Origin of the sequence: Rhodococcus sp. 15-649-2-2 (assembly GCF_002258645.1) — a bacterium.
In the GTDB taxonomy this organism is placed as follows: domain Bacteria; phylum Actinomycetota; class Actinomycetes; order Mycobacteriales; family Mycobacteriaceae; genus Rhodococcoides.
On record NZ_NPFM01000017.1, the window covers coordinates 163801 to 185991 of the forward strand.

Consider the following 22191-nt stretch of genomic DNA (forward strand, 5'->3'; position numbering starts at 1 on the left):
ACCAGCCGTACCCTGGCCGACAGTTGATATATCAGAACGCAGGGCCTGCCGAACCGAGGAATCACAGTATGACCACAGCGCTCAAGATCGACGGGACGGCGGTCAGCGCGATCGTCAAGGACGATCTGCGACTTCGCGTCGAACGGCTCGCCCAGCAGAGGATTCGGCCCGGTCTCGGCACGATCTTGGTGGGCGACGATCCGGGTAGTCGTTCCTACGTCGCAGCGAAGCATCGCGACTGTGCCGAGGTGGGGCTGCATTCGATTCAGGTGCGATTGCCCGCGACCGCGACCCAGCAGGAGATCGAAGACGCGGTGCACGCGCTCAACGACGACCCCGAGTGCACCGGCTTCATCGTCCAGTTGCCGCTTCCCCCGCACATCGATACCCATCGGGTGATCGAACTGATCGATCCACGCAAGGACGCCGACGGGCTGCATCCGACCAATCTGGGCCGGCTCGTGCTCGGCATGGACGGGCCGTTGCCGTGCACACCGCGCGGGATATTGGAACTGCTTCGCCACCATGATGTTCCGATCACCGGCGCACGCTTCTGCATCATCGGGTGCGGGATCACCGTCGGGCGTCCGCTCGGGTTGATGCTCACCCGGCGAAGTGAACACGCGACGGTCACGATGTGTCACGAGGCAACCGTGGACACCGCCGCGCACACTCGGGCCGCCGATGTGGTCATCGCCGCTGCGGGCGTTGCGCATCTGGTGCAACCGGATTGGATCAGTGCCGGGGCAACGGTGCTGTCGGTAGGAATCACCCGCACCGTCGAGGGCATTCTCGGTGACGTGCACCCCGGCGTCGAGCAGATCGCGGGGCGGATCAGTGGAGCGACAGGCGGCGTCGGTCCGATGACGCGGGCAATGCTGCTCACGAACGTGGTGGAGTGTGCGGAAGCCGCTCAGGCCGAGGGGATGAAGGACTCGCGGTAGCCCATCTTCTCGCTGATCTCGGCCGTGGCAGCCAGTACGTCCGGGACGATGGCCCGCATTCTGGTCTCGTCGAAGCGATACACCGGACCGGAGACGCTCAGTGCCGCAGTCGTCTTGCCGGTGTAGTCGAGAACCGGAGCTGCGATGGCATTGAGTCCGGTCTCGTACTCTTCGACGACCACTGCATACCCGAGGGACACCGCGGCATCGAGTTCGGCCGTCAGACCGGCTTTGGTGGTGAGGGTGTGCTCGGTGTATCGGTGGAGGTCGAGCGATTCGACGACCGTCTTCCGGGTGTCGGCATCCAGTGCGGCGAGCAACACCTTGCCGCTGGCGGTGGCGTGCAGGGGAGTCTGTTCCCCGATCCAGTTGTGGGTGCCGACCGAACTGGGACCGCGGGCCTGATCCAGGTGTATGGCCGTATTGGCCCGCAGCACAGCGATATTCACTGTCTCGCCGAGCTTGCCTGCGAGGCGTTCACAGACGGCGTGGCCGTATTCGGTGATCTCCAGGCGCTCGGGTACGGCGGCGGCGAGCCGCAGTACACCGAGGCTGAGCCGGTACTTGCCGCGATTGTGCGTCTGCATCACCATGTCGTGTTCTTCGAGCGACGCGAGCAGCCTCGACACCGTGGACTTGTGCACACCGATTTCGGTGGCGATGGCGCTCACGCCCGCCTCCCCGAGTCGCGCTACGACCTCGAGCACTCGAAATGCGCGGTCGACGGATTGGACGCCACCCTCGGGGGCACGTGTCGAATCGTCGGTTGCCACCCCCTGGACTATACGTACCGGACACCTACCTGGTGGTACGCACCCTCGGGCAGTGACGTCTAGATGACGGCGCGAACAGCGTCGTCGAACTCGGTCACATGGGCTCGGGCAATCGCCGCAGCGTCCTCGGCTTCCCCGGCCGCGATCGCCCGGAGCAGCGTGGTGTGGGTACCCACATGATCGGCGAGCGGCGGCAGTCGATCCATGAACAACCAGAAGATTCGCGTGGCCAGATTGTTGTAGCGAATCAAGGCGTCTTCGAGAACCGGGTTCGCCGCCAGCCGGTACACGGTGCGGTGTACCTCTGCGTCCCATTTGATCAGGTCGTGTTGGCTCGGCGGCGCGGCCTCGAACTTCTCGGTGCGATCGGCCATGCCCAACAGAACTTGACGTTGGGTCGCAGTGGACGCGGTGGCCGCCTTCGCTGCCGCCAGGGGTTCGAGGCGCTGGCGAATCTCGGAGATGTCGCCCAGATCGGCGACGTCGATGGAGGTTGCGAAGGTGCCACGGCGGGCATGTGAGATCACCAGGCGCTCGTACTCGAGCCGTTTCAGAGCTTCCCGCACCGGTGTACGGCCGACGCCCAGCTCGACGGACAACGCCGACTCGACGACGGCTTCACCTGGCTTGATCGCCAGCATGATCAGCTTGTCGCGAATAGCCGCGTAGGCCGCGTCCGCCATGGTCGCCCCCGGTTCGCCGGGCACCCCCGACGATCCGGGGGTGCCCGGCGACGCAACCTCGACACTCATGGTCACCGATCCTATCGGCACCGAGCGCGGGGCAGGGTCGGTCAGGCCTCGATGCGGTTCTTCAACCAGTCGTGGAAGATACCGATGTGGTGTTCGCTGCCCACCAGCACTCCGCCGTCTCGGTACTTGCGGGAGCTCATGGCGGGCTGGCAGCGTTCGCACGCCTCGAAATCCTGCAGATTGACGCGGTGGAACAACTCCACCGATTTCTGCAGATCCCGTCCCGAGGCAACGACGCCTGGTAGGTACAGCCAATCGCATTCCACCAGAGTGCGATCGGCGGCGAGCGGATACATCCGGTGGATGATCACGTGATCCGGGACGAGGTTGACGAACACCTGCGGCCTGACGGTGATGGCGTAGTAGCGCCTGTCCTGTTCGGGTGCGATTCCGGGGATGGAGTCGTGTCCCTCCGAACCGTCGAGCGTGAATCCCTTGACCGATTCCCCGAATTCGGCTCCGTGGCCCACGTAGTACTGGGCGGCGTATCCGTCGGCGAATTCCGGTAGCACCTCGGTCAGCTCGGGGTGGATGGTAGCGCAGTGGTAGCACTCCATGAAGTTCTCGATGATGAGTTTCCAGTTGGCCTTGACGTCGTAGCTCACGCGCCTGCCGAGGCCCAGGTCCTCGATCTTGTAGCGATCGATCGACTCGACGTCACCGAGTCGATCGCGGATGTCCTGCACCACAGTGGTGTCGAAGGACGCCGGGTTGTCGCTGAGGTTGACCCACACGTATCCGAGCCATTCCTCGACGGACACCGACGACAGGCCGTAGCGAACCCGGTCGATATCGGGCATCTTGGTGAGATTCGGTGCTGCGATGAGCTTTCCGTCGAGGTCGTACGTCCAGGCGTGGTACGGACACTGGAAGGATCGCTTGACTTCGCCCTTGTCCTCCATGCAGATTCGTGCACCGCGGTGCGCGCAGACGTTGAGGTAGGCCTTGATGGCCCCCGTCCGGGTGCGCGTCACGATCACGCTCTCGCGGCCGATCTGCACGGTACGGAAGGCACCGGGCTTGTCCAGATCCGCGGCACGGACCGCGCAGATCCACAGCTCCTCGAAGATCTTCTCCTGCTCGAGCTCGAAGATGGCCGGATCGGTGTAGTAGCGACCGGGGAGGGTGGAGATCAGACTCTCGGGCAGGGGAAGGGAGGTGGCGGGCGGCGTGGTGTCGGGAATGGTGGTCAAGGGGTCCTCCGTACGTGGCCGATCTTGTGGATCGGTGACGAGACGTCAACTGGGATAGTGGAATACGACGAGTGGAACAGCAGCCGGGGTGTGGTCAGACCGCGCGAGCGGGAGCCGAGAGCTGACGGCGCCAGCGGGTGAACAGACGAACCTGATTGACACCGAGTACGCCGACCGGAAGTCCGTCGGAGCGGTAGACGGCGAGGAAGCTCCCGAGCTCGGGTGAGCCCTCTTCGATGGTGCATTCACTGTCCGGTCCGGCGCTGCCGGCGAACTGAATACGTGACCCGTACTGGTCGGACCAGAAATACGGAGGTTTGACGTGTTGGCCGCCGTAGCTACCCGAGAGCAGAGTGGCCACTGCAACGGTGGGTCGTTCGGACGCCCCGGCCCAGTGCTCGACGCGCCGATGGGCACCGGTCGAGTCGAGCCATGCGGCGCAGTCGCCGACGGCGACCACTCCGGGCACTGCGGTCGCGCCGCCACCGTCACACAGGATTCCGTTGCCGAGTGCGAGTCCGCTGGTGCCGAGCCAATCGATGTTCGGAATGCCGCCGATGCCGACGACCACGACGTCGGCGTGGAGAAGGCGACCGTCCGCGAGCCGAACGCCCGTCACTCGGTCCGTGCCGGTCAGTCCGTCGACGGCGTTTCCGCAGATCAACGTCGTGCCGTTGTCGCGGTGCAAATTGCCCACCGCGCTACCCAGTCGCGCGCCGAGTGGTCCGGCGAGTGGTGACGGGGCGGCTTCGACGACGGTGACGTCGAGGCCCAGTTTCCTTGCGGTGGAGGCTACTTCGGCTCCGATGAAGCCTGCGCCGATGACGACCAGACGCGCGCCGGGCGCGAGTTCTGCGCGCAGGCGGTCGGCGTCGTCGATCGTACGCAACACGTGCACACCGGCGAGGTGATCGGTACCGGGAAGCGATCGCGCGCGCGAGCCGGTGGCCAGGACGACGCCATCGGAGGTCAGCTCCGTGCCGTTGTCGAGGGTGATGGTGCGACGCGATGGATCGAGTGCGGTGGCGGTACGCCCCAGAATCCAGGTGGCGTCGAGGTCTTCGTCTTCGGGCTCGAGGGCGAGAGTGCTCGCGTCCACGTCGCCGGCGAGGTACTCCTTCGACAGGGGAGGGCGGTCGTACGGTCGGTGGCTCTCGGCACCGACGATGGTGACCGAGCCGTCGAACCCGGCCGCCCGCAGGGCACGTGCAGAGCACAGGCCGGCCAGGGAGGCTCCGACGATGGTGACGCTCTTCATGAATGTCCCTCAGCGGCCAGCCGGCTGCGAACGTCGGGCGGAAGATTGGGGGTCGCGGTGCTCAGCTCGATGTAGATCACGCCGTCGTCGACGACAACGGTGTGAGTACGAACCGGCAACTTCGCGGGGGGAGCGTCGACGGCACCGGTGCGCAGGTCGAAGGTGGACGCGTGCAGCGGACATTCGACCGCACACCCTTCCAGCCATCCGTCCGCGAGAGACGCGTCCTGATGCGTACAGGTGTCGTCGATCGCGAACAGCTCGCCGTCCTCGGTGTGGAACACCGCCACAGGAGGGGTCGTGTCGACGCGCAGAGCTTCGCCGCCCGGGAGGTCGGCCAGGGGACACACCTTGAGCATTCGGATCCTTTCTGTACCGCTATGCGGAACACGTCTTACTTCCCGCAACAACAGTGTGAACATCGACACAAGATCGTGTCAATAGGAGACGGCACTTTTCACCCCTGCGAAACATGATGTAACTCGATTCGGACAAACCGCACGTTCTGCCAGCTGAACACGTGGTTAGCGCGTGCAAGGACCTGTTCGTCCGGTGCGAGGTGGCACCGGCCCGGCGGTGCGCACAGTGGCCGTCAGGGCTGTGCGCAGCGCCGAGTCTGCACTACCAATGAGTAGGAACTGCCGACTTTGATATATCAGCGCACTCAGCTGCCGCGGGCGATCCATTCCTCGAGGTGTGGAGCTTCGTCGCCGATGCGGGTTCCGTCTCCGTGTCCGGTGTTGACTCGGGTGTCGGCGGGCAGCGCGAACAATCGGTCGCGGATCGACCCGATGATGGTCGGGAAGTCCGAGAACGATCGTCCGGTGGCTCCCGGACCGCCGGAGAACAAGGTGTCGCCGCTGAACAATTCCCCCGCTTCGGGCAGATACAGGCACGTCGATCCAGGTGAATGCCCCGGGGTGTGCAGCGCCACGATGTCGGTTCCCGCGACGGTGACGCGCTGACCGTCCTCGAGAAGCGAGTGCCCGACGTCCGGGTGCGTCTGCTGCCACAGCATGTCGTCGGCGGGATGCAGCAGAATCGGCGCATCCAGGGAGTCGGCGAGCTCGGGTGCGACGGTGACGTGGTCGTTGTGTCCGTGCGTGCAGATGACGGCTTTGACCGTGCGGCCGGCGACGGCGTCGACGATCGGTGCAGCGGTGTGGGCGGCGTCGACGATCACCACCTCGTCGTCGTCGCCGATCAGCCAGATGTTGTTCTCGACATCCCAGGTGCCGCCGTCGAGGCTGAACGTTCCTGACGTGACGACGTTCTGGACACGAAACGTCCCGCTCACAGGACCACGACCGACCGCAGCACGGTGCCCTGATGCATCTTGTCGAACGCGGCCTCGACGTCCTCGATGCCGATCCGCTCGGACACGAACTTCTCGAGCGGCAACCGGCCCTGCTGATACAGATCCACCAACTGCGGGAAGTCGCGTTCGGGTAGGCAGTCGCCGTACCAGGACGACTTCAGCGAGCCGCCGCGGGAGAAGAAGTCGATCAACGGCATCTCGAGGGTCATCTCCGGGGTCGGCACCCCGACGAGCACGACGGTGCCGGCCAGATCACGCGCGTAGAACGCTTGCTTCCACGTCTCGGGGCGACCGACCGCGTCGATGACCACATCGGCACCGAAACCCCCGGTCAACTCTTGGATGGCCTCGACCGCGTCGAGAACCGAGGAGTCGACGGTATGGGTGGCCCCGAGTTCGAGGGCCCAGTCCAGTTTTCCCTTGTCACGGTCGACCGCGATGATCGTCGACGCCCCCGCCAGACGCGCTCCGGAGATCGCGGCATCACCGACACCGCCGCAGCCGATCACGGCCACCGAATCACCGCGCGAGACGTTGCCGGTGTTCATCGCCGCCCCCAGCCCGGCCATCACCCCGCAGCCGAGCAGCCCGACGACCGCAGGATCGGCGTCGGCAGCGACCTTGGTGCACTGTCCTTCGTGGACGAGGGTCTTCTCGGCGAACGCACCGATCCCCAAGGCGGGAGTCAGCTCGGTGCCGTCGTCGAGGGTCATCTTCTGCGCGGCGTTGTGGGTGTCGAAGCAGTACCACGGGGTGCCGCGTTTGCAGGCCCGGCATTCCCCACACACCGCGCGCCAGTTCAGGACGACGAAGTCGCCGACCTCGACGTGCTCGACGCGGTCGCCGACGGTCTCGACGATGCCGGCGGCTTCGTGTCCGAGCAGAAACGGGAATTCGTCGTTGATGCCACCTTCGCGGTAATGCAGGTCGGTGTGGCAGACCCCGCAGGCCTGGATCTTCACGACGACCTCGTTGGGGCCGGGATCAGGGATGGTGATCGTCTCGATCGAGACGGGTGCGCCCTTGCTCTTGGCGACGACGGCGCGGACCTGCTGCGGCATGGTGGATGCTCCTGGGAGTAGTTGAGCAGCGGCGTTCGACGTCGCTACAGGTGTTGGAATCAAGTTAATATATCAGTTACCGGACAGTATCGAATGTTAAATGCGAGTATCGAATTCGGTTCGGGTGTCGCGCGTTCACTTGAGTGTTCGCAGGTAAGAGCCCATGTTCGGTAAAGAATTAGCGTGTCGAATGCATCGATGCGCCGTGCCATCTCTTGACATAGCCCTCGGGTCGGCTCAGTCTTGTTCGAGGTCAAGCAAATCGAAGTTGCGCAGAGAGCAACGCGTCGCGCATCTATCCGACCATCCACGCTGCGTGCACGGGCGACATACCTATTCGGCGAGAGCCGGAGGGAGAACGATGTGACAACGAACAGCAAACCCCGGGGCGACAAGACTCGGGTCGCGTCACCCGAAGAACATGCCCCTCATCAGTACGGCCCCCTCGAGGTCTATCACCACGGAGAGGAGGGCAAACCGCGCACCGACAAGGTGGTGTTCGGTATCACCGCCGCCATCGTCATCGCGATTCTGACGTGGGGCATCCTCGGCACCGAGAGCATGAAGTCCGTCAACGCGTCCGTACTGGACTGGGTGGTGACGAACGTCGGCTGGCTGTTCATCTTCTCGGCCACCGGGTTCGTGATCTTCGCGCTGTGGCTCGCGCTCAGCCGATACGGAAAGATTCCGCTCGGCAAAGACGGCGAGAAGCCCGAATTCAACACTGTCAGCTGGATCGCGATGATGTTCAGCGCCGGCATGGGAATCGGCTTGATCTTCTGGGGAGTGGCCGAGCCGCTCACTCACTTCGTCACCCCGCCGCCCGGAATCACCGATTCGACTGTGGGAACGGCACTGTCGACGGCCATCTTCCATTGGGGATTGCATCCGTGGTCGATGTACGCCGTGGTCGGATTGTCCATCGCCTACGGCACCTACCGAATGGACCGCAAGCAGCTCATCAGTTCCTCGTTCATCCCGCTGATCGGTCGTCATGCCGAGGGCCCCATCGGCAAGGTCATCGACATTCTGGCGATCTTCGCCACCATGTTCGGCACCGCGGCGTCGCTCGGTCTCGGTGCACTCCAGATCGGTTCGGGTATCGAGGTTCTCGGCTGGGTCAACCAAGCAGGGACTCTTCTGCTCGTGGCCGTCGTCGCCATCCTGACGCTTGCGTTCGTGGCCTCGGCAGTGTCGGGGATCTCCAAGGGAATTCAGTGGCTCTCCAACATCAACATGGTGCTGGCCCTCGTGCTGGCGCTGTTCGTGTTCGTCCTCGGACCGACGGTGTTGATTCTGAACCTGCTGCCCACCACCCTCGGTGACTACGCCGCGCACATCGCCGGCATGTCGGCGCGTTCGGCTGCATCCGGTGGTCCCGAGACCGAGTCCTGGCTCTCGTCCTGGACGATCTTCTACTGGGCATGGTGGATCTCGTGGACCCCCTTCGTCGGAATGTTCCTCGCTCGCATCAGTCGTGGCCGCACCATCCGCCAGTTCGTCATCGGCGTCATTCTCATCCCGACGTCGGTGAGCTTGGTCTGGTTCTCGATCTTCGGTGGAGCGGCAATCGGCGAGCAGCAGAAGGGGACCGAAGACCTGGTGGCCCTCGGTAAGCCGGAATCGCAGCTGTTCGCGGTTCTCGACCACTTCCCGTTGGCAGGCATCTCGTCCGTGCTGGTGATGGTGTTGGTCGGCATTTTCTTCGTCAGTGGGGCCGATGCCGCCTCGATCGTGATGGGCACCCTGTCGCAACGAGGCACCCTGGATCCGTCCCGCGGGGTCGTCGCCTTCTGGGGTGTGGTCACCGGCGGCATTGCGATCCTGATGCTGTGGACGGGAGGATCGGACGCCCTCAACGGGTTGCAGACGATGACCATCATCGTGGCGGCACCGTTCGTGCTGGTGATGATCGGTACGTGTGTCTCGCTGTACAAGGACGTCACGAACGACCCGTTCATCGTCAAGAGCCCCAAGGCTCCGCCGAAAGTAAAGTCCGACAAGTGAAGTGAGCCGTCGGTGCGGGACGCGTACACACGCGTCCCGCACCATCGGTATTTCGGGGGTTGACCGCAACCATCCCTGCCCATACTCTTGATATATCAATCTATGGTTAGTTGTCGTGCAGGCCGTCGATCGTCCCGGCCGAGCTCCATCTCTCCACCCCGATACGGAAGGACCACCATGGGTTCACCGAGAGTTGTCATCATCGGCGCCGGCATCGTCGGTACCAACGTGGCCGACGAGCTCACCGCGCGCGGTTGGGATCGCATCACCGTGCTCGATCAGGGGCCGCTCCCTCTCACGGGTGGATCCACCTCGCACGCACCGGGACTGGTGTTCCAGACCAACGCATCCAAGACGATGACCGAACTCGCCCGGTACACGGTCGAGAAGTTCATGGGCCTCGAGGTGGACGGGCAGTGGTGCTTCAACCAGCTCGGTGGCCTCGAAGTGGCGACCACCGAGGAGCGACTGGCCGACCTGCACCGCAAGCAGGGTTGGGCCACGTCCTGGGGAATCGAAGGATCGGTCATCGACCCGTCCGAATGCGCCAAACTGCACCCGCTGCTGGATCGTTCGCGTGTCCTCGGCGGTCTGTACGTCGAGACGGACGGTCTAGCCAAGGCGTCCCGCGCCGTCGTGGCACTGACCCGACGCGCAGAATCGCGCGGAGCAGTGTTCCGCGGTTCCACCAAGGTCATCGGCATCGAACAGACGGGTGGCCGAGTCACCGGTGTGGCAACGGACAACGGCGTCATCGAAGCCGACATCGTGGTGTCGTGCGCCGGCTTCTGGGGACCCGATGTGGGCGAACTTGTCGGCATGAAGGTGCCGCTGCTGCCGCTGGCGCACCAGTACGCCAAGACCGACCAGATCCCGGAACTGGTGGGACGCAACACCGAAGCCGCCGAGGCGGGCATGCCCATCCTGCGTCACCAGGATCAGGACCTGTACTTCCGCGAGCACGTCGATCGCCTCGGCATCGGCAGCTACGCGCACCGCCCGATGCCCGTCGACACCAAGACCCTGCCGGGCGGAGACGGTGTGTCCGACGAGGCCATGCCGTCCATGCTCGACTTCACGCAGGAGGATTTCGCGCCGTCGTGGGAGCAGTCCAAACTGCTGTTGCCGTGCCTCGAGACTGCCAAGATCGACCACGGCTTCAACGGAGTCTTCTCGTTCACGCCGGACGGCGGACCGTTGCTCGGTGAGTCCCCGGACGTCAAGGGCTTCTGGATCGCCGAGGCCGTGTGGGTCACGCACTCGGCCGGAGTCGGCAGGGCCATCGCGCAGTTGCTGGTCGACGGACGCTCCGAGGTGGAATTGCACGGATGCGACGTCAACCGCTTCGAGGACTTCCAACTCGATCCCGCGTACGTCAGCGAGACCTCGCAGCAGAACTTCGTCGAGATCTACGACGTCCTCCATCCCGCGCAGCCGCGGTTGTCCCCGCGTGATGTTCGGGTCAGCCCCTTCAATGCGCGGCAGCACCAACTCGGTGCGGTGTTCCTCGAAGGCGGCGGGTGGGAACGCCCGCACTGGTACGAGGCCAATGCCGATCTGGTGCAGCAGCTTCCGGCCGAGTGGCAGCCGCCGAAGCGCGACGAGTGGGCATCGATGTTCCATTCGCCCATCGCCGCAGCCGAGGCCTGGAAGACCCGTACGTCCGTCGCCATGTACGACATGACCCCGCTCAAGCGGCTGCGCGTGCGTGGCCCCGGTGCGCTGGCATTGTTGGAAGGACTGACGTCCGGCAAGATGGACAAGACCGTCGGGGCCGTCACCTACACCCTCGCTCTCGATGAGAAGGGCGGCGTGCGAAGCGATCTCACCGTTGCGCGGCTGTCGGCGGACGAATTCCAGGTCGGCGCCAACGGCAATCTCGACTACGACTACCTGCGCCGCGAAGCGCCGAGCGACGGCAGCGTCACCGTCGACGACATCACCGGCTCCACCTGCTGCATCGGTCTGTGGGGTCCGCACGCCCGCGACGTGGTCGAGAAGCTGACCCAGGACGACTTCTCCAACGAGAACTTCAAGTACTTCCGCTGCAAGCAGGTTCGAATCGGGGGAGTGCCCGTCACCGCGATGCGGCTGTCGTACGTGGGCGAGCTCGGATGGGAGCTGTACACCACTGCCGACTACGGCCAGCGGCTGTGGGACATGTTGTGGCAGGCCGGTTCCGAGTTCGGGATCATCGCCGGCGGCCGCGCTGCGTTCAACAGTCTGCGCATGGAGAAGGGCTACCGGTCGTGGGGCTCCGACATGACCACCGAACACAACCCCTACGAGGCCGGCCTCGGCTTCGCGGTACGTCCGCAGAAGGGCGAATTCCGCGGCCGCGATGCCGTCCTCGAAATGTCCGACGACACCGTCTCGAAGAAGTTGGTCTGCCTGAAGATCGACGACGGCACGTCGGTGGTGCTCGGCCACGAGCCCGTCCTGGTGGACGGCGAACCCGCCGGTTACGTCACCAGCGCTTCGTTCGGGCATACCGTCGGCGCGCCGATCGCTTACGCCTGGGTGCCGGCACGGAGCGCAGAACCCGGTGCAGCAGTACAGATTCGATACTTCGATCGGCTCGTGTCCGCCACCGTCGTGGCCGAGCCCCTCGTCGACCCCGAGATGGCCAAGATCCGCAGCTGACGACCCACCAGTACCAGGAGATTCGATGACCGAGAACTTCACTCTCACGCTCAGCTGTGGACAGCGGCCGGGCATCGTCCGGGCCGTCAGTGCGTTCCTCTTCGACAACGACTGCGACATCGCCGAGCACCAACAGTTCGACGACTCGACGGACGGCTCGTTCTTCCTTCGCACGTCGTTCGTGGCCAGCCGCACCACCGACATCGAGAAGCTGACCGAGAGTTTCCGGGAGGTGGCCGATCGATTCGCGATGATGTACACCTTCAACGGCTGCAGTCAGCCGCGCGTGCTCGTCATGGTCTCCAAGATGGGGCACTGCCTCAACGACCTCATCTTCCGTTGGCGTTCACAGAATCTCGGTGGCGAACTGGTGGCCGTGGTCAGCAATCACGAGGTGCTACGGCCGATGGCGGAGGCCGCCGGGCTGCCGTTCGTCCACGTCCCCGTCACCCCGGGTACCAAGGCCGAGGCCGAGCAGCGTCTGCTGGACCTCGTCGCCGAGTACGAGGTGGACCTGGTGGTGCTGGCCCGGTACATGCAGGTGCTTTCCGATGAGACGTGTCGAGCGTTGCACGGCAAGGCAATCAACATCCACCACTCCTTCCTGCCCGGCTTCAAGGGCGCGAAGCCCTACCACCAGGCCTTCGACCGGGGCGTCAAGCAGGTCGGTGCGACGGCGCACTACGTCACCCCCGATCTCGACGAGGGCCCGATCATCGAGCAACAGGTCATTCGCATCGACCACACTCACGACCCGTCTCGTTTGGCCACCGTCGGACAGGATGCCGAGGCTCTCGCACTCTCGCGAGCGGTGCGCTGGCACTGCGAGAATCGCGTTCTGCTGCACGGACACCGGACGGTCATCTTCAGCTGAGCCACCACACACAAGGGGCCCGTACCGAATCGGTACGGGCCCCTCGGTCATCTGGTGCGGTGGCGCGTGAACCTCACACCCTTTCTGCCGAGTGCGCGCTGGTTCCCTCTGTAGAGAATCGGCGCGCACCCTCGAAAAGGGGTGTGAGGTCCCCGGGGTCTAGCACTCCACGCTCTAGCACTCCACGCTCTAGCACTCCACGCTCTAGCACTCCACGCTCTAGCACTCCACGCTCTAGCACTCCACGAAGTTGACCGGCACGTTGATCGCGAGTCCACCGCTGGAGGTCTCCTTGTACTTCGAGTGCATGTCTGCCCCGGTGGAGCGCATGGTCTCGATCACCTGATCCAGGCTGACGCGATGAGTGCCGTTACCACGCAATGCCATTCGAGCCGCGTTGATCGCCTTACCCGCCGAGATGGCGTTGCGCTCGATGCAGGGAATCTGAACCAGCCCGCCGATGGGGTCGCACGTGAGACCGAGGCTGTGTTCCATGGCGATCTCGGCGGCGTTCTCCACCTGTTCGGGTGTGCCGCCCAGTACCTCGGCCAGGCCGGCTGCGGCCATCGACGCAGCCGAACCCACCTCACCCTGGCAGCCCACTTCGGCACCGGAGATCGACGCCATCTCCTTGTACAGCGACCCGATCGCGCCTGCGGTGAGCAGAAAGCGCACTGTGCTGCCATCGGGATCGGCGACCCCGTTGGCGGTGTAGCGAGTGGCGTAGTGCAGCACGGCCGGGATGATGCCGGCCGCGCCGTTGGTGGGGGCTGTCACGATTCGCCCGCCCGACGCGTTCTCCTCGTTGACCGCGAGCGCGACGAGATTGACCCAGTCCTCGGCGAATTCGCTCGAACGGTTCGGATCCTCGGCGTCGAGTCGCAGGAACCAGTCCCTGGCTCGGCGCCGCACTTGCAGCGCGCCCGGGAGATAGCCGTCGCGGGAGATGCCGCGAACCTCGCACTCGACCATGACGTCCCGGATGTGCAGCAGCCCATCTCGTATCGCGTCGAGCGTGCGGCGTTCGAGCTCGACCTCGGTCATGACGTCGCTGATGCTGCAGCGTCGCCGTTCGCAGATCTGGAGCAGTTCCTTGGCCGACGCGAACCCGTTCGCGGAGGCGAGTGGCGCGACGGCCTCGACGCTTTCGGCCTCGGTCACCACGAAGCCGCCACCCACCGAGAAGTAGGTCTCGGTGTGCAGTTCGGTCGAATCCGAGGCGCGCGCAGTCAGTTTCATTCCGTTGGGGTGGAACGGCAAGACTGTCAGCGGGCGCAGCACGATGTCGTCCACCGCGAGGTCGATCTCGCGGGTACCGCCGAACAGAATGCGCCCGGTGGCCGCCATCGACGCTTGCCGCTGTTCCATCACCTCGGTGGAAATGGTTTCGGGCAGAAGCCCTTCCAAGCCGAGCAGCACTGCGGTCATGGTGCCGTGTCCCGCTCCGGTCGCGGCCAGCGAACCGTACAGGTCCACGGCCACCTCACGGACGTCTTCGAAGGCAGACATGGTGCGCAGGTCGTCGACGAACCGAGCAGCCGCACGCATTGGACCGACCGTGTGCGAACTCGAGGGTCCGACCCCGACGGAAAAGAGGTCGAACACGCTGATCGTCATGAGCCCACCCGAGCTGCGTCGGTCGGCTCGCGCGTGGTGAGATCGTCGAACGACGAGGCAGCGGGGGTCAGGACGGCGAACAGCCAGCCGGCACCGAGCGGGTCTGCGGCCACGATCGACGGGTCCTCGTGCACAGCGGGATTGACGATCGTGACCATGCCGCTCGCCGGGGCGAACACCGTGACCGTCCCAGTGGACGTGCGGATGGTGCCGCACGCATCGCCTGCGGTGAGCACCGTACGTACCGTCGGCAGGTCGACACCGAGAATGTCGGCCGCGCCGCCCAATGCCGTCGGCGTCACGCCCACTCGACTGGGGGTCTGAGCAGGTGAGCCGAACGGGTCGACGGCCATCCAGCTGTGTTCGGTGCTGAAGAGTCGGCGGGCAGAGGAGAGGGCTGCAGTCATGAGGTGGCCTCGGCATTCTTCGTGGATTGACCTGGAATCGAGTCGAGTGAACGCAGTGCCCGCATCACGGCCAGTGCGTCGATGGTGGCGGCGACGTCGTGAACCCTGAGGAGTGACGCCCCGTGCTGGGCCGCAATGATCGCGGCGGTGAGTGATCCGGCGAGCCGGTCGTCGACCTCTCTGCCGGTGATGGCACCGATCATTCCCTTTCGGGACACACCCGCCATGATCGGCCTGCCGGACGCGGTGAGCGCCCGAAGGCCCTGGAGCAGCTGCAGATTGTGCTCGAGGGTCTTGCCGAATCCGAACCCGGGATCTACCAGAATGCGGTACGGCGGTATCCCGGCCCGGATGCATTCGGCAGCCCGGTCTTCGAGAAACTCGCACACCTCCGCGGTGACGTCGCCGTAGCGAGGGGAATGTTGCATCGTCGACGGCTCGCCCTGCATATGCGTCAGGCACACGGCGGCGCCCAGCTCGGCTGCTGCATCGAGTGCACCCGGAAGGCGAAGGGCACGAACGTCGTTGATGACGCTCGCCCCGGCGCGCACCGCTTCCCGCATGACCTCGGGGCGTGAGGTATCGACCGACAGCGGTGTCGACGTACGTCTGGACAATGCGTCGATCACCGGGACGACTCGGGCGATCTCCTCCTCGACAGTAGGCGGGGTAGCCCCGGGCCGGGTCGATTCACCGCCGATGTCGAGCAACTCGGCTCCGTCGTCGACCATCGACAGTGCATGTGCCACAGCACGATCCGAGTCCAGAAACAGACCTCCATCGGAGAACGAATCCGGGGTCACGTTGACGATCCCACAGACCACGGGATGTGAGGTGGTCAGTCGAGTCAGCAGTCGATCGCGGGCATCGGCTGCCCGTGTTGCTGTGGAGACGGTCGTGAGCACTGCGGTCACCTTTTCTCTCGCGCGAGTCCAACGGGTCGATCAGACGTCGGTGTATTCCTCGGCCGCGTCGATCAACCAGGTTGCGAGATAGCGTGCGAACGACGAGCGCACGAGGATGCGGTAGTCCGTTCCCGTGTCGTCACAGGCAATCAGGATCATGCCTGCCATCGCCAGCATCGTCTGGACCGTCGATCCCGCCGGGAAAATGCCGGGATGCAGATCTATCGAGCATCCCTTCGCCAAGACATCGCGGGCCCGAGAACCGCTCAGCCGCAGACTGGTTCGCTGAGCGGACACGTCGGTTGCCGCGCCCCGGTGCGCGCGAACGGCCGAACCGAGACGGTGTTCCAGGTCGACCGGGTCGATGCCGGCTCCGATCACCAGCCACTCCTCGGGACCGAGCCAGATGGCGGTGGTGTTCGTTCCTTCGGCGACGCGGCCGGGGCCCGGGAGTTGGGTGCCGAGCTCGGCCGAGGCAGCGGCCCCGCCCGGTCCGCTCGGGTCGACCCACAGGTCGATCCCGGCGAGGAACGGTTCCTCCACGATGCGGACAGCAGGCGAGTCCGGCAGGACTGTCTGTGCGAGTGGGCTTCTGGTGGCGAGTCGGTCAGCCATCACGGCGGTTACCTTCCGGATCGACGAGTACGGAGCCGGTGACTTCCACGGCGATCAGGGTGTCGCCCACCGGGACGTGCAGGATGTCGCCGAGTCGGTCACGTCCGGCCTCGAGCAGGGCCAACCCGAACGGGCGGCCCAATTCTGCGCTGGCGTAACTGGACGTGACGTGGCCGAGCATCGGCACCGGAAGTTCGGGTAGGACGCCGCTGTCGGAATGCTCGATGATCTGCGAGCCCTCCGGGAGGACGGTCTCCCGGTCGACCGGCAGGAGGCCGACGAACTGCTTGCGCAACGGGTTTCGGTTCTCGGCGCGGTCGAACGACCGCTTTCCGATGAAGTCGAGCTTCTTCTTCGACACCGCCCAGCTCATGCCGAGGTCCTGCGGGGTGACGGTGCCGTCGGTGTCCTGGCCGACGATCGGGTAGCCCTTCTCGGCGCGCAGCACGTGCATGGTCTCGGTGCCGTACGGGGTGATGTGGTACTTCTCGCCCGCGTCGATCAGCCGCGACCACAGTGCGTGCGCGTGCCAGGAATCGATGTTCACCTCGAAGGCCAGTTCACCGGAGAAGCTGATGCGTGCCACGCGTACCGGTACCCCGTCGATCGAGGCATCTCGCCAGGCCATGAACGGGAACGCCTCGTTGGACACGTCGAGTTCGGGAAAGATCTCGCCGACGAGATCGCGAGATCGCGGTCCGACGACGGGGAACGTGGCCCACTGCTCGGTCACCGACGTCAGCCGAACCGCCAGGTGCGGCCACTCGGTCTGCAGCCACTCCTCCATCCAGTCGAGCATCCCTGCTGCGCCGCCGGTGGTGGTGAACACCTGGAACCGGTCGTCCGCCAGACGCATCACGGTGCCGTCGTCGATCACCATGCCGTCGGCACCGCACATCACGCCGTACCGCACCATGCCGACCTTCAACGTGCTCATCATGTTCGTGTAGAACATGTCCAGCACCACACCCGCATCGGGGCCCTGCACGTCGATCTTGCCGAGAGTCGAACCGTCGAGCATGCCGACGCCCGAACGCACGGCCGCACACTCGCGGAGCACGGCGTCGTGCATCTCCTCACCGGGAAGTGGGTAGTAGCGGGGCCGCTTCCACTGCCCGACGTCCTCGAAGACGGCACCGCGTTCGACGTGCCAATCATGTACTGCAGTAACCCGTTCCGGGTCGAATGCCATGCCGCGATTACGCCCGGCCAATGCCGCGAACGCCACCGGGGTGTACGGGGGTCGGAACGTGGTGGTGCCCAGGTTCTCCACCGGCTTGTCGAGCAGTTCCGCCACGATGCCCGAGGACACCACACCGGAGGTCTTGCCCTGATCGTGCGCGGTACCGATCGTCGTGTAGCGCTTGATGTGTTCCATCGACGACATGCCCGCACCGACGGCGCGGACCAGATCGGCCACCGTCGCGTCGCGCTGGACGTCGACGAACTGGCTGTCGGCACCTGCGTCGTCGCGCACCCGCCACAGCACCAGAGACTCGCTGCTGGGCACGGAATCGACCACAGGAAGAGAGGTTTCGGGAGCATCGAAGCCGAGACGGGTCAGCGCGCCTGCCGCAGCCGAGCCGCCGTCACGTAGACATCCGGCCAGATCGAAGACCCCCGATGCCGACCCGGCGACACTGATGCCCTCGACGTCGTCCGCAGGCACGAATGCGCCGAGTTCACCGTCGTAGCGCAACTTTCCGCGAGCCTGGCTGAACAGGTGCACCGCGGGGTTCCAACCACCGCTGACGAGCAGTACGTCGCAGCCGAGAGCTTCGGTGGAACCGTCGGCCCCGGTCACCAGTGCATGGGTGACGCGGGTGTCGCCGCGGGTGCCGGACACGACGCTCCCGGTGCGCACCTCGATGCCGCGTTCGCGGCACAGACCGATCCAGTACTCGGGTGCCGCGGCGCGGGCATCGACGATGCTCGTGATGCGGACCCCTGCGTCGTGCAGATCGACGGCTGCCTTGTACGCACTGTCGTTGGTGGTGAAGACCACGGCGTCGGTGCCCACTGTGACGCCGTAGCGATGCAGGAACGTCCGTGCGCTGTGCGCCAGCATGATTCCGGGGCGGTCGTTGTCGGTGAAGACGACCGGACGTTCGTGGGCACCGGTGGCCACCAGGACGTGACGCGATCGAATGCGCCAGACGCGCTGACGGCTCAGTGCTGCAGGCGCATCCAATCCCAGGTGATCGGTGCGGCGCTCGAGCGCGAGGACGAAGCCGTCGTCGTAGGAACCGAACGCGGTGGTGCGGCGCAGCAGTGTCACGTCGGGGAAGGTCGACAACTCGGTCAGTGCGTCGGCTACCCAGTCCAGAGCGGGCCGGCCGTCCATGACGTCGTCGGAGCCGAGCAGGGAACCGCCGAACTCGCTCTGATCGTCGACGACGATCACCCGAGCGCCGCTGCGGGCAGCGATCAGGGCGGCCGTCAGACCGGCCGGGCCTGCGCCGACGACCAACAGATCGGCGTGGGCGTGCATGGCGTCGTACTTGGCGGAGTCGGAGATCTCGGCGAGACGCCCCTGCCCGGGGATGCCGCGGGCGACCAGACCGTCGTACAGCTCGATCGTGGTGGCGAGCAGCATGGGCTCGGGGAACGGCTCCTCGATCTGTACGAGTCCGCCGGTGTCCTCGGCCCATGCGGCGGTGAATCCACGGGGCCTGCCGAGCTTGATGCTGGTGGTCACCTGATGAATGCCGTTGGCGAGCAACGCAGATGCCAGCGTGTCGCCGGGATGTCCCTGCAGAGCAGAACCGCCGAACGTGAAGTCGAAGGTGCTCGTGCGGTCGATGCGGCCGCCGGATGCGGTGCGGAATGCGGTCATGGGTTCACCGGCTTCGGGTCGTCGAGGCGATAGACACTGTGGATGCGGTAGGTGGCGGTGTCTCGTACTGCGTTGAACCAACGCCTGCAGCCCGCGCTGTGACTCCACCGTTCTGCGAAGAGCCCCTTGGGGTTGTCGCGGAAGAACACGAAGTGCGCCCACTGTTCGTCGGTGAGAGCCGAGGGCTCCTCGGGATAGGCGATGTGTGCCTGGCCGCCGTAGTGGAACTCGGTTTCTTCTCGACTCCCGCACCACGGGCATTCGATCAATTGCATTGCCACTCCAAGATTTCTCGTTCGGGTGCTGCGTGTGTCGGGGCGGAGAAACTAGTGAGCCACGCCTGCGGCACCGTGCTCGTCCACCAGCGCGCCGGTGACGAATCGGTCCAGACTGAACGGTGCGATGTACTCGTGCACCTCGTCGTTGGCAATGGTGTCGGCCAGGCACCAACCGGCACCGGGGGTGGCCTTGAATCCGCCTGTACCCCAACCGCAATTGAGGAACACGTTGTCGAACGGCGTGCGCCCGACGATGGGGGAGGCGTCGGGGCAGACGTCGACGATGCCGGCCCAGGTGCGCAGCAGATGTGCGCGAGCGAAGACGGGGAACAACTCGACCGCAGCTGCCATCTGCCGTTCGATGATGTGGAACGCGCCGCGCTGGCCGTAGCCGTTGTAGGAGTCAACGCCTGCGCCCATCACCAGTTCGCCCTTGTGCGCCTGAGAGACGTACACGTGCACGGCATTCGACATGACCACCGTGGGATGTACGGGCTCGAGCAACTCCGAGACGAGGGCCTGCAGCGGATGGCTCTGCAGCGGAGTCTTGATGCCGAGCATGTCCGTCAGAGTGGAGGTGTGCCCGGCCGCGCACAGAGCGACCTGGCCGGTGGCGATGTCGCCGCGCGTGGTCTTCACCCCGGTGACGCGGTTGCCGTCGGTGGTGAAACCGGTGACTTCGCAGTTCTGAATGATGTCGATACCGGCCGCGTCGGCGCGTCGGGCAAATCCCCAGGCGACGTAGTCGTGCTTGGCGATGCCGGCGCGCGGCTGGTACGTCGCACCGAGTACCGGGTAGCGAATGTCGCTGGAGATGTTGACGATCGGGCACAGCTTCTTGACCTCGTCGGGGTCGACCCACTGAGCGTCGATGCCGTTGAGCCGGTTGGCCTCGACGCGTCGCACGCTGTCACGCACGTCCTGCAGGCTGTGCGCGAGGTTGAGGACGCCGCGCTGGCTGAACAGGATGGGGTAGTCGAGGTCGTCGGCGAGCCCCTCCCACAGCTTCAGGGAATGCTCGTAGATGCGGGCGCTCTCGTCCCACAGGTAGTTCGACCGGATCAGGGTGGTGTTGCGCGCCATGTTTCCGCCGGCGAGCCATCCCTTCTCCAGCACAGCCACATTGGTGATGCCGTGGTTCTTGGCCAGGTAGTGCGCGGTGGCCAGGCCGTGTCCGCCGCCGCCGATGATCACGACGTCGTACGACTTCTTCGGCTCGGGGTTGCGCCACAGGAAGTCCGGGTGATCGGGCAGATGTGCGCCCGGTGGGGTTGCGGGGGCGGTCATCGGTAGCCTTCCGTCAGGTCGGGGTAGAGGGGGAACTGCGCGGCGACGGATTCGACCCGGATTCGCAGTGCATCGAGTCCGCGGTCGTCGGTGTCGGGACGCAATGCGTGGGCAATGACGTCGGCTACCTCGGCGAACGCGGTGGCGTCCAGGCCGCGGGTCGCGAGGGCCGGGGTGCCGATGCGGACGCCTGAGCTCACCATGGGCGGCCGTGGATCGAACGGAACTGCGTTGCGGTTCACGGTGATTCCCACGTGATGCAGCCTGTCCTCGGCCTGCTTGCCGTCCAGTTCGGACGTGCGCAGATCCACGAGAACGAGATGGACGTCGGTGCCGCCCGAGACCACGTCGATGCCTGCGGCCGCTGCGTCGTCGGTCAGCAGTCGATCGGCCAGGATCTTCGCACCGTCGAGGGTGCGCTGCTGTCGTTCCCGAAAGTCCTCTTCGGCAGCGAGCTTGAAGGACACCGCCTTGGCTGCGATGACATGCTCTAGCGGTCCGCCCTGCTGGCCGGGGAAGACCGACGAGTTGAACTTCTTCGCCAGAGCGGCATCGTTGGTGATGATCACGCCACCGCGTGGGCCGCCGAGTGTCTTGTGCGTCGTCGAGGTGACCACGTGGGCGTGCGGTACGGGTGACGGGTGCAGGCCGGCGGCGACCAGGCCGGCGAAGTGCGCCATGTCCACCATCAGGTATGCGCCGACGTCGTCTGCGATACGGCGGAATTCGGCGAAGTCGAGGTGACGCGGGTAGGCGGACCACCCGGCCATGATCAGCTTGGGGCGGTGCTCGTGGGCGAGGCGCTCGACCTCTTCCATGTCGACGAGATGGTCGTGTTCGCGGACGTGGTAGGCCGATACGTCGTAGAGCTTGCCCGAGAAGTTCAGCTTCATGCCGTGCGTGAGGTGTCCGCCGTGGGCGAGTGCGAGACCGAGAATCGAATCGCCCGGCTGCAGGAGTGCTGCCATCGCAGCGGCGTTGGCCTGGGCTCCGGAGTGCGGCTGAACGTTGGCGAACGTCGATCCGAACAAGGCGTTGAGTCGGTCGATGGCGAGTTGCTCGATGACGTCGACATTTTCGCAACCACCGTAGTAACGCCTGCCGGGGTAACCCTCGGCGTACTTGTTCGTCAGAACCGAACCTTGTGCCTGCATCACGGCCAGCGGCGCGAAGTTCTCGCTGGCGATCATCTCGAGCGTGTTCTGCTGACGGCCGAGCTCGGCACTGATCGCGCGGTGCACCTCGGGATCGAGATCGGCGAGTACGCGGTTCGTCACGCCCCTCGGGTGCGGTGCCGTCGCCGTCGGTGCGAAGTCCTGCGTCAAGATGGCCGCCCTTCTGGAAGATCAATGATCTGGAACTGATATATCAAGATGCCAATAGAGTAAGATCACAAAGCAGAGCCGTCAAGGGCGGGGCATCG

At 65.1% G+C, this 22191-nt stretch carries 19 protein-coding genes; 4 read left to right on the forward strand and 15 right to left on the reverse strand.

From position 1 onward, the window contains the following. Positions 1 to 68 precede the first annotated feature (68 nt). Complete coding sequence (locus CH305_RS10115) at positions 69 to 944, forward strand: bifunctional methylenetetrahydrofolate dehydrogenase/methenyltetrahydrofolate cyclohydrolase (protein WP_094703571.1); 876 nt, start codon at positions 69 to 71, stop codon at positions 942 to 944. On the opposite strand, the gene CH305_RS10120 is transcribed toward CH305_RS10115, so the two are convergent. The 7 genes from CH305_RS10120 to CH305_RS10150 all read right to left on the reverse strand — a co-directional run bounded on the left by CH305_RS10120 (position 914) and on the right by CH305_RS10150 (position 7299). Next, complete coding sequence (locus tag CH305_RS10120; protein ID WP_032405159.1) at positions 914 to 1717, reverse strand: IclR family transcriptional regulator; 804 nt, start codon at positions 1715 to 1717, stop codon at positions 914 to 916. The genes CH305_RS10115 and CH305_RS10120 overlap by 31 nt on opposite strands. Positions 1718 to 1776: 59 nt before the next feature. Further along, positions 1777 to 2469, reverse strand: a complete 693-nt coding sequence (locus CH305_RS10125) for a GntR family transcriptional regulator (protein WP_080734492.1) — start codon at positions 2467 to 2469, stop codon at positions 1777 to 1779. Between the two features lie 41 nt (positions 2470 to 2510). Next, positions 2511 to 3662, reverse strand: a complete 1152-nt coding sequence (locus CH305_RS10130; protein WP_207309267.1) for an aromatic ring-hydroxylating dioxygenase subunit alpha — start codon at positions 3660 to 3662, stop codon at positions 2511 to 2513. A 94-nt stretch (positions 3663 to 3756) separates the two neighbouring features. Next, on the reverse strand, positions 3757 to 4920 hold the full coding sequence (locus CH305_RS10135) for an NAD(P)/FAD-dependent oxidoreductase (RefSeq protein WP_179278251.1): 1164 nt from the start codon (positions 4918 to 4920) through the stop codon (positions 3757 to 3759). Beyond that, the gene (locus CH305_RS10140; protein ID WP_032405160.1) at positions 4917 to 5279 is read right to left on the reverse strand and encodes a bifunctional 3-phenylpropionate/cinnamic acid dioxygenase ferredoxin subunit; all 363 of its coding nucleotides are present in this window, start codon (positions 5277 to 5279) and stop codon (positions 4917 to 4919) included. Before CH305_RS10140 ends, CH305_RS10135 begins: the two co-directional genes overlap by 4 nt. A gap of 305 nt (positions 5280 to 5584) precedes the next feature. Continuing rightward, positions 5585 to 6217, reverse strand: coding sequence for an MBL fold metallo-hydrolase (locus tag CH305_RS10145; protein WP_094703572.1), 633 nt, complete (start codon positions 6215 to 6217; stop codon positions 5585 to 5587). Further along, positions 6214 to 7299: an S-(hydroxymethyl)mycothiol dehydrogenase gene (locus CH305_RS10150; RefSeq protein ID WP_094703573.1), complete on the reverse strand. Its 1086-nt coding sequence runs from the start codon at positions 7297 to 7299 to the stop codon at positions 6214 to 6216. The genes CH305_RS10145 and CH305_RS10150 overlap by 4 nt, the downstream gene beginning before the upstream one ends. 495 nt (positions 7300 to 7794) lie before the next feature. Between CH305_RS10150 and CH305_RS10155 the strand changes: the two genes are divergently transcribed. The 3 genes from CH305_RS10155 (at position 7795) to purU (ending at position 12823) form a co-directional block, all read left to right on the forward strand. Beyond that, the gene (locus tag CH305_RS10155) at positions 7795 to 9306 is read left to right on the forward strand and encodes a BCCT family transporter (RefSeq protein ID WP_052058634.1); all 1512 of its coding nucleotides are present in this window, start codon (positions 7795 to 7797) and stop codon (positions 9304 to 9306) included. A gap of 177 nt (positions 9307 to 9483) precedes the next feature. Next, complete coding sequence (locus CH305_RS10160) at positions 9484 to 11949, forward strand: FAD-dependent oxidoreductase (protein ID WP_094703574.1); 2466 nt, start codon at positions 9484 to 9486, stop codon at positions 11947 to 11949. Between the two features lie 25 nt (positions 11950 to 11974). Then, positions 11975 to 12823 carry a formyltetrahydrofolate deformylase gene (gene purU / locus CH305_RS10165; RefSeq protein ID WP_037175562.1) on the forward strand — a complete coding sequence of 283 codons (849 nt, stop codon included), beginning with the start codon at positions 11975 to 11977 and terminating at the stop codon, positions 12821 to 12823. Positions 12824 to 13057: 234 nt separating this feature from the next. Here the strand turns inward: purU and CH305_RS10170 are convergent, their stop codons facing one another. The 8 genes from CH305_RS10170 to glyA are packed head-to-tail and all read right to left on the reverse strand — an operon-like array spanning position 13058 to position 22045. Next, the gene (locus tag CH305_RS10170) at positions 13058 to 14440 is read right to left on the reverse strand and encodes an L-serine ammonia-lyase (RefSeq protein ID WP_094703575.1); all 1383 of its coding nucleotides are present in this window, start codon (positions 14438 to 14440) and stop codon (positions 13058 to 13060) included. After that, positions 14437 to 14847, reverse strand: a complete 411-nt coding sequence (locus tag CH305_RS10175; RefSeq protein ID WP_094703576.1) for a glycine cleavage system protein H — start codon at positions 14845 to 14847, stop codon at positions 14437 to 14439. Before CH305_RS10175 ends, CH305_RS10170 begins: the two co-directional genes overlap by 4 nt. Then, entirely contained in the window at positions 14844 to 15752 is a 909-nt protein-coding gene (gene folP, locus CH305_RS10180; RefSeq protein ID WP_256983657.1) for a dihydropteroate synthase, read from the reverse strand. The genes CH305_RS10175 and folP overlap by 4 nt, the downstream gene beginning before the upstream one ends. A 39-nt stretch (positions 15753 to 15791) precedes the next feature. After that, positions 15792 to 16367 carry a sarcosine oxidase subunit gamma gene (locus CH305_RS10185; RefSeq protein ID WP_094703577.1) on the reverse strand — a complete coding sequence of 192 codons (576 nt, stop codon included), beginning with the start codon at positions 16365 to 16367 and terminating at the stop codon, positions 15792 to 15794. After that, positions 16360 to 19203: a 2Fe-2S iron-sulfur cluster-binding protein gene (locus CH305_RS10190; RefSeq protein ID WP_094703578.1), complete on the reverse strand. Its 2844-nt coding sequence runs from the start codon at positions 19201 to 19203 to the stop codon at positions 16360 to 16362. Before CH305_RS10190 ends, CH305_RS10185 begins: the two co-directional genes overlap by 8 nt. Continuing rightward, complete coding sequence (locus CH305_RS10195; RefSeq protein ID WP_032377699.1) at positions 19200 to 19478, reverse strand: sarcosine oxidase subunit delta; 279 nt, start codon at positions 19476 to 19478, stop codon at positions 19200 to 19202. The genes CH305_RS10190 and CH305_RS10195 overlap by 4 nt, the downstream gene beginning before the upstream one ends. A 51-nt stretch (positions 19479 to 19529) precedes the next feature. After that, entirely contained in the window at positions 19530 to 20768 is a 1239-nt protein-coding gene (locus CH305_RS10200; RefSeq protein ID WP_032367894.1) for a sarcosine oxidase subunit beta family protein, read from the reverse strand. Further along, complete coding sequence (gene glyA / locus CH305_RS10205; RefSeq protein WP_094703579.1) at positions 20765 to 22045, reverse strand: serine hydroxymethyltransferase; 1281 nt, start codon at positions 22043 to 22045, stop codon at positions 20765 to 20767. The genes CH305_RS10200 and glyA overlap by 4 nt, the downstream gene beginning before the upstream one ends. Positions 22046 to 22191: the final 146 nt, after the last annotated feature.

Coding starts and splice junctions, on each gene's coding strand:
- CH305_RS10175 (WP_094703576.1), bottom strand. CDS start 14,847: ATGACTGCAGCCCTCTCCTCTGCCCGCCGACTCTTCAGCACCGAACAC.
- CH305_RS10115 (WP_094703571.1), top strand. CDS start 69: ATGACCACAGCGCTCAAGATCGACGGGACGGCGGTCAGCGCGATCGTC.
- CH305_RS10190 (WP_094703578.1), bottom strand. CDS start 19,203: ATGACCGCATTCCGCACCGCATCCGGCGGCCGCATCGACCGCACGAGC.
- CH305_RS10125 (WP_080734492.1), bottom strand. CDS start 2,469: ATGAGTGTCGAGGTTGCGTCGCCGGGCACCCCCGGATCGTCGGGGGTG.
- CH305_RS10160 (WP_094703574.1), top strand. CDS start 9,484: ATGGGTTCACCGAGAGTTGTCATCATCGGCGCCGGCATCGTCGGTACC.
- CH305_RS10195 (WP_032377699.1), bottom strand. CDS start 19,478: ATGCAATTGATCGAATGCCCGTGGTGCGGGAGTCGAGAAGAAACCGAG.
- CH305_RS10200 (WP_032367894.1), bottom strand. CDS start 20,768: ATGACCGCCCCCGCAACCCCACCGGGCGCACATCTGCCCGATCACCCG.
- CH305_RS10170 (WP_094703575.1), bottom strand. CDS start 14,440: ATGACGATCAGCGTGTTCGACCTCTTTTCCGTCGGGGTCGGACCCTCG.
- purU (WP_037175562.1), top strand. CDS start 11,975: ATGACCGAGAACTTCACTCTCACGCTCAGCTGTGGACAGCGGCCGGGC.
- CH305_RS10150 (WP_094703573.1), bottom strand. CDS start 7,299: ATGCCGCAGCAGGTCCGCGCCGTCGTCGCCAAGAGCAAGGGCGCACCC.
- CH305_RS10135 (WP_179278251.1), bottom strand. CDS start 4,920: ATGAAGAGCGTCACCATCGTCGGAGCCTCCCTGGCCGGCCTGTGCTCT.
- CH305_RS10185 (WP_094703577.1), bottom strand. CDS start 16,367: ATGGCTGACCGACTCGCCACCAGAAGCCCACTCGCACAGACAGTCCTG.
- CH305_RS10140 (WP_032405160.1), bottom strand. CDS start 5,279: ATGCTCAAGGTGTGTCCCCTGGCCGACCTCCCGGGCGGCGAAGCTCTG.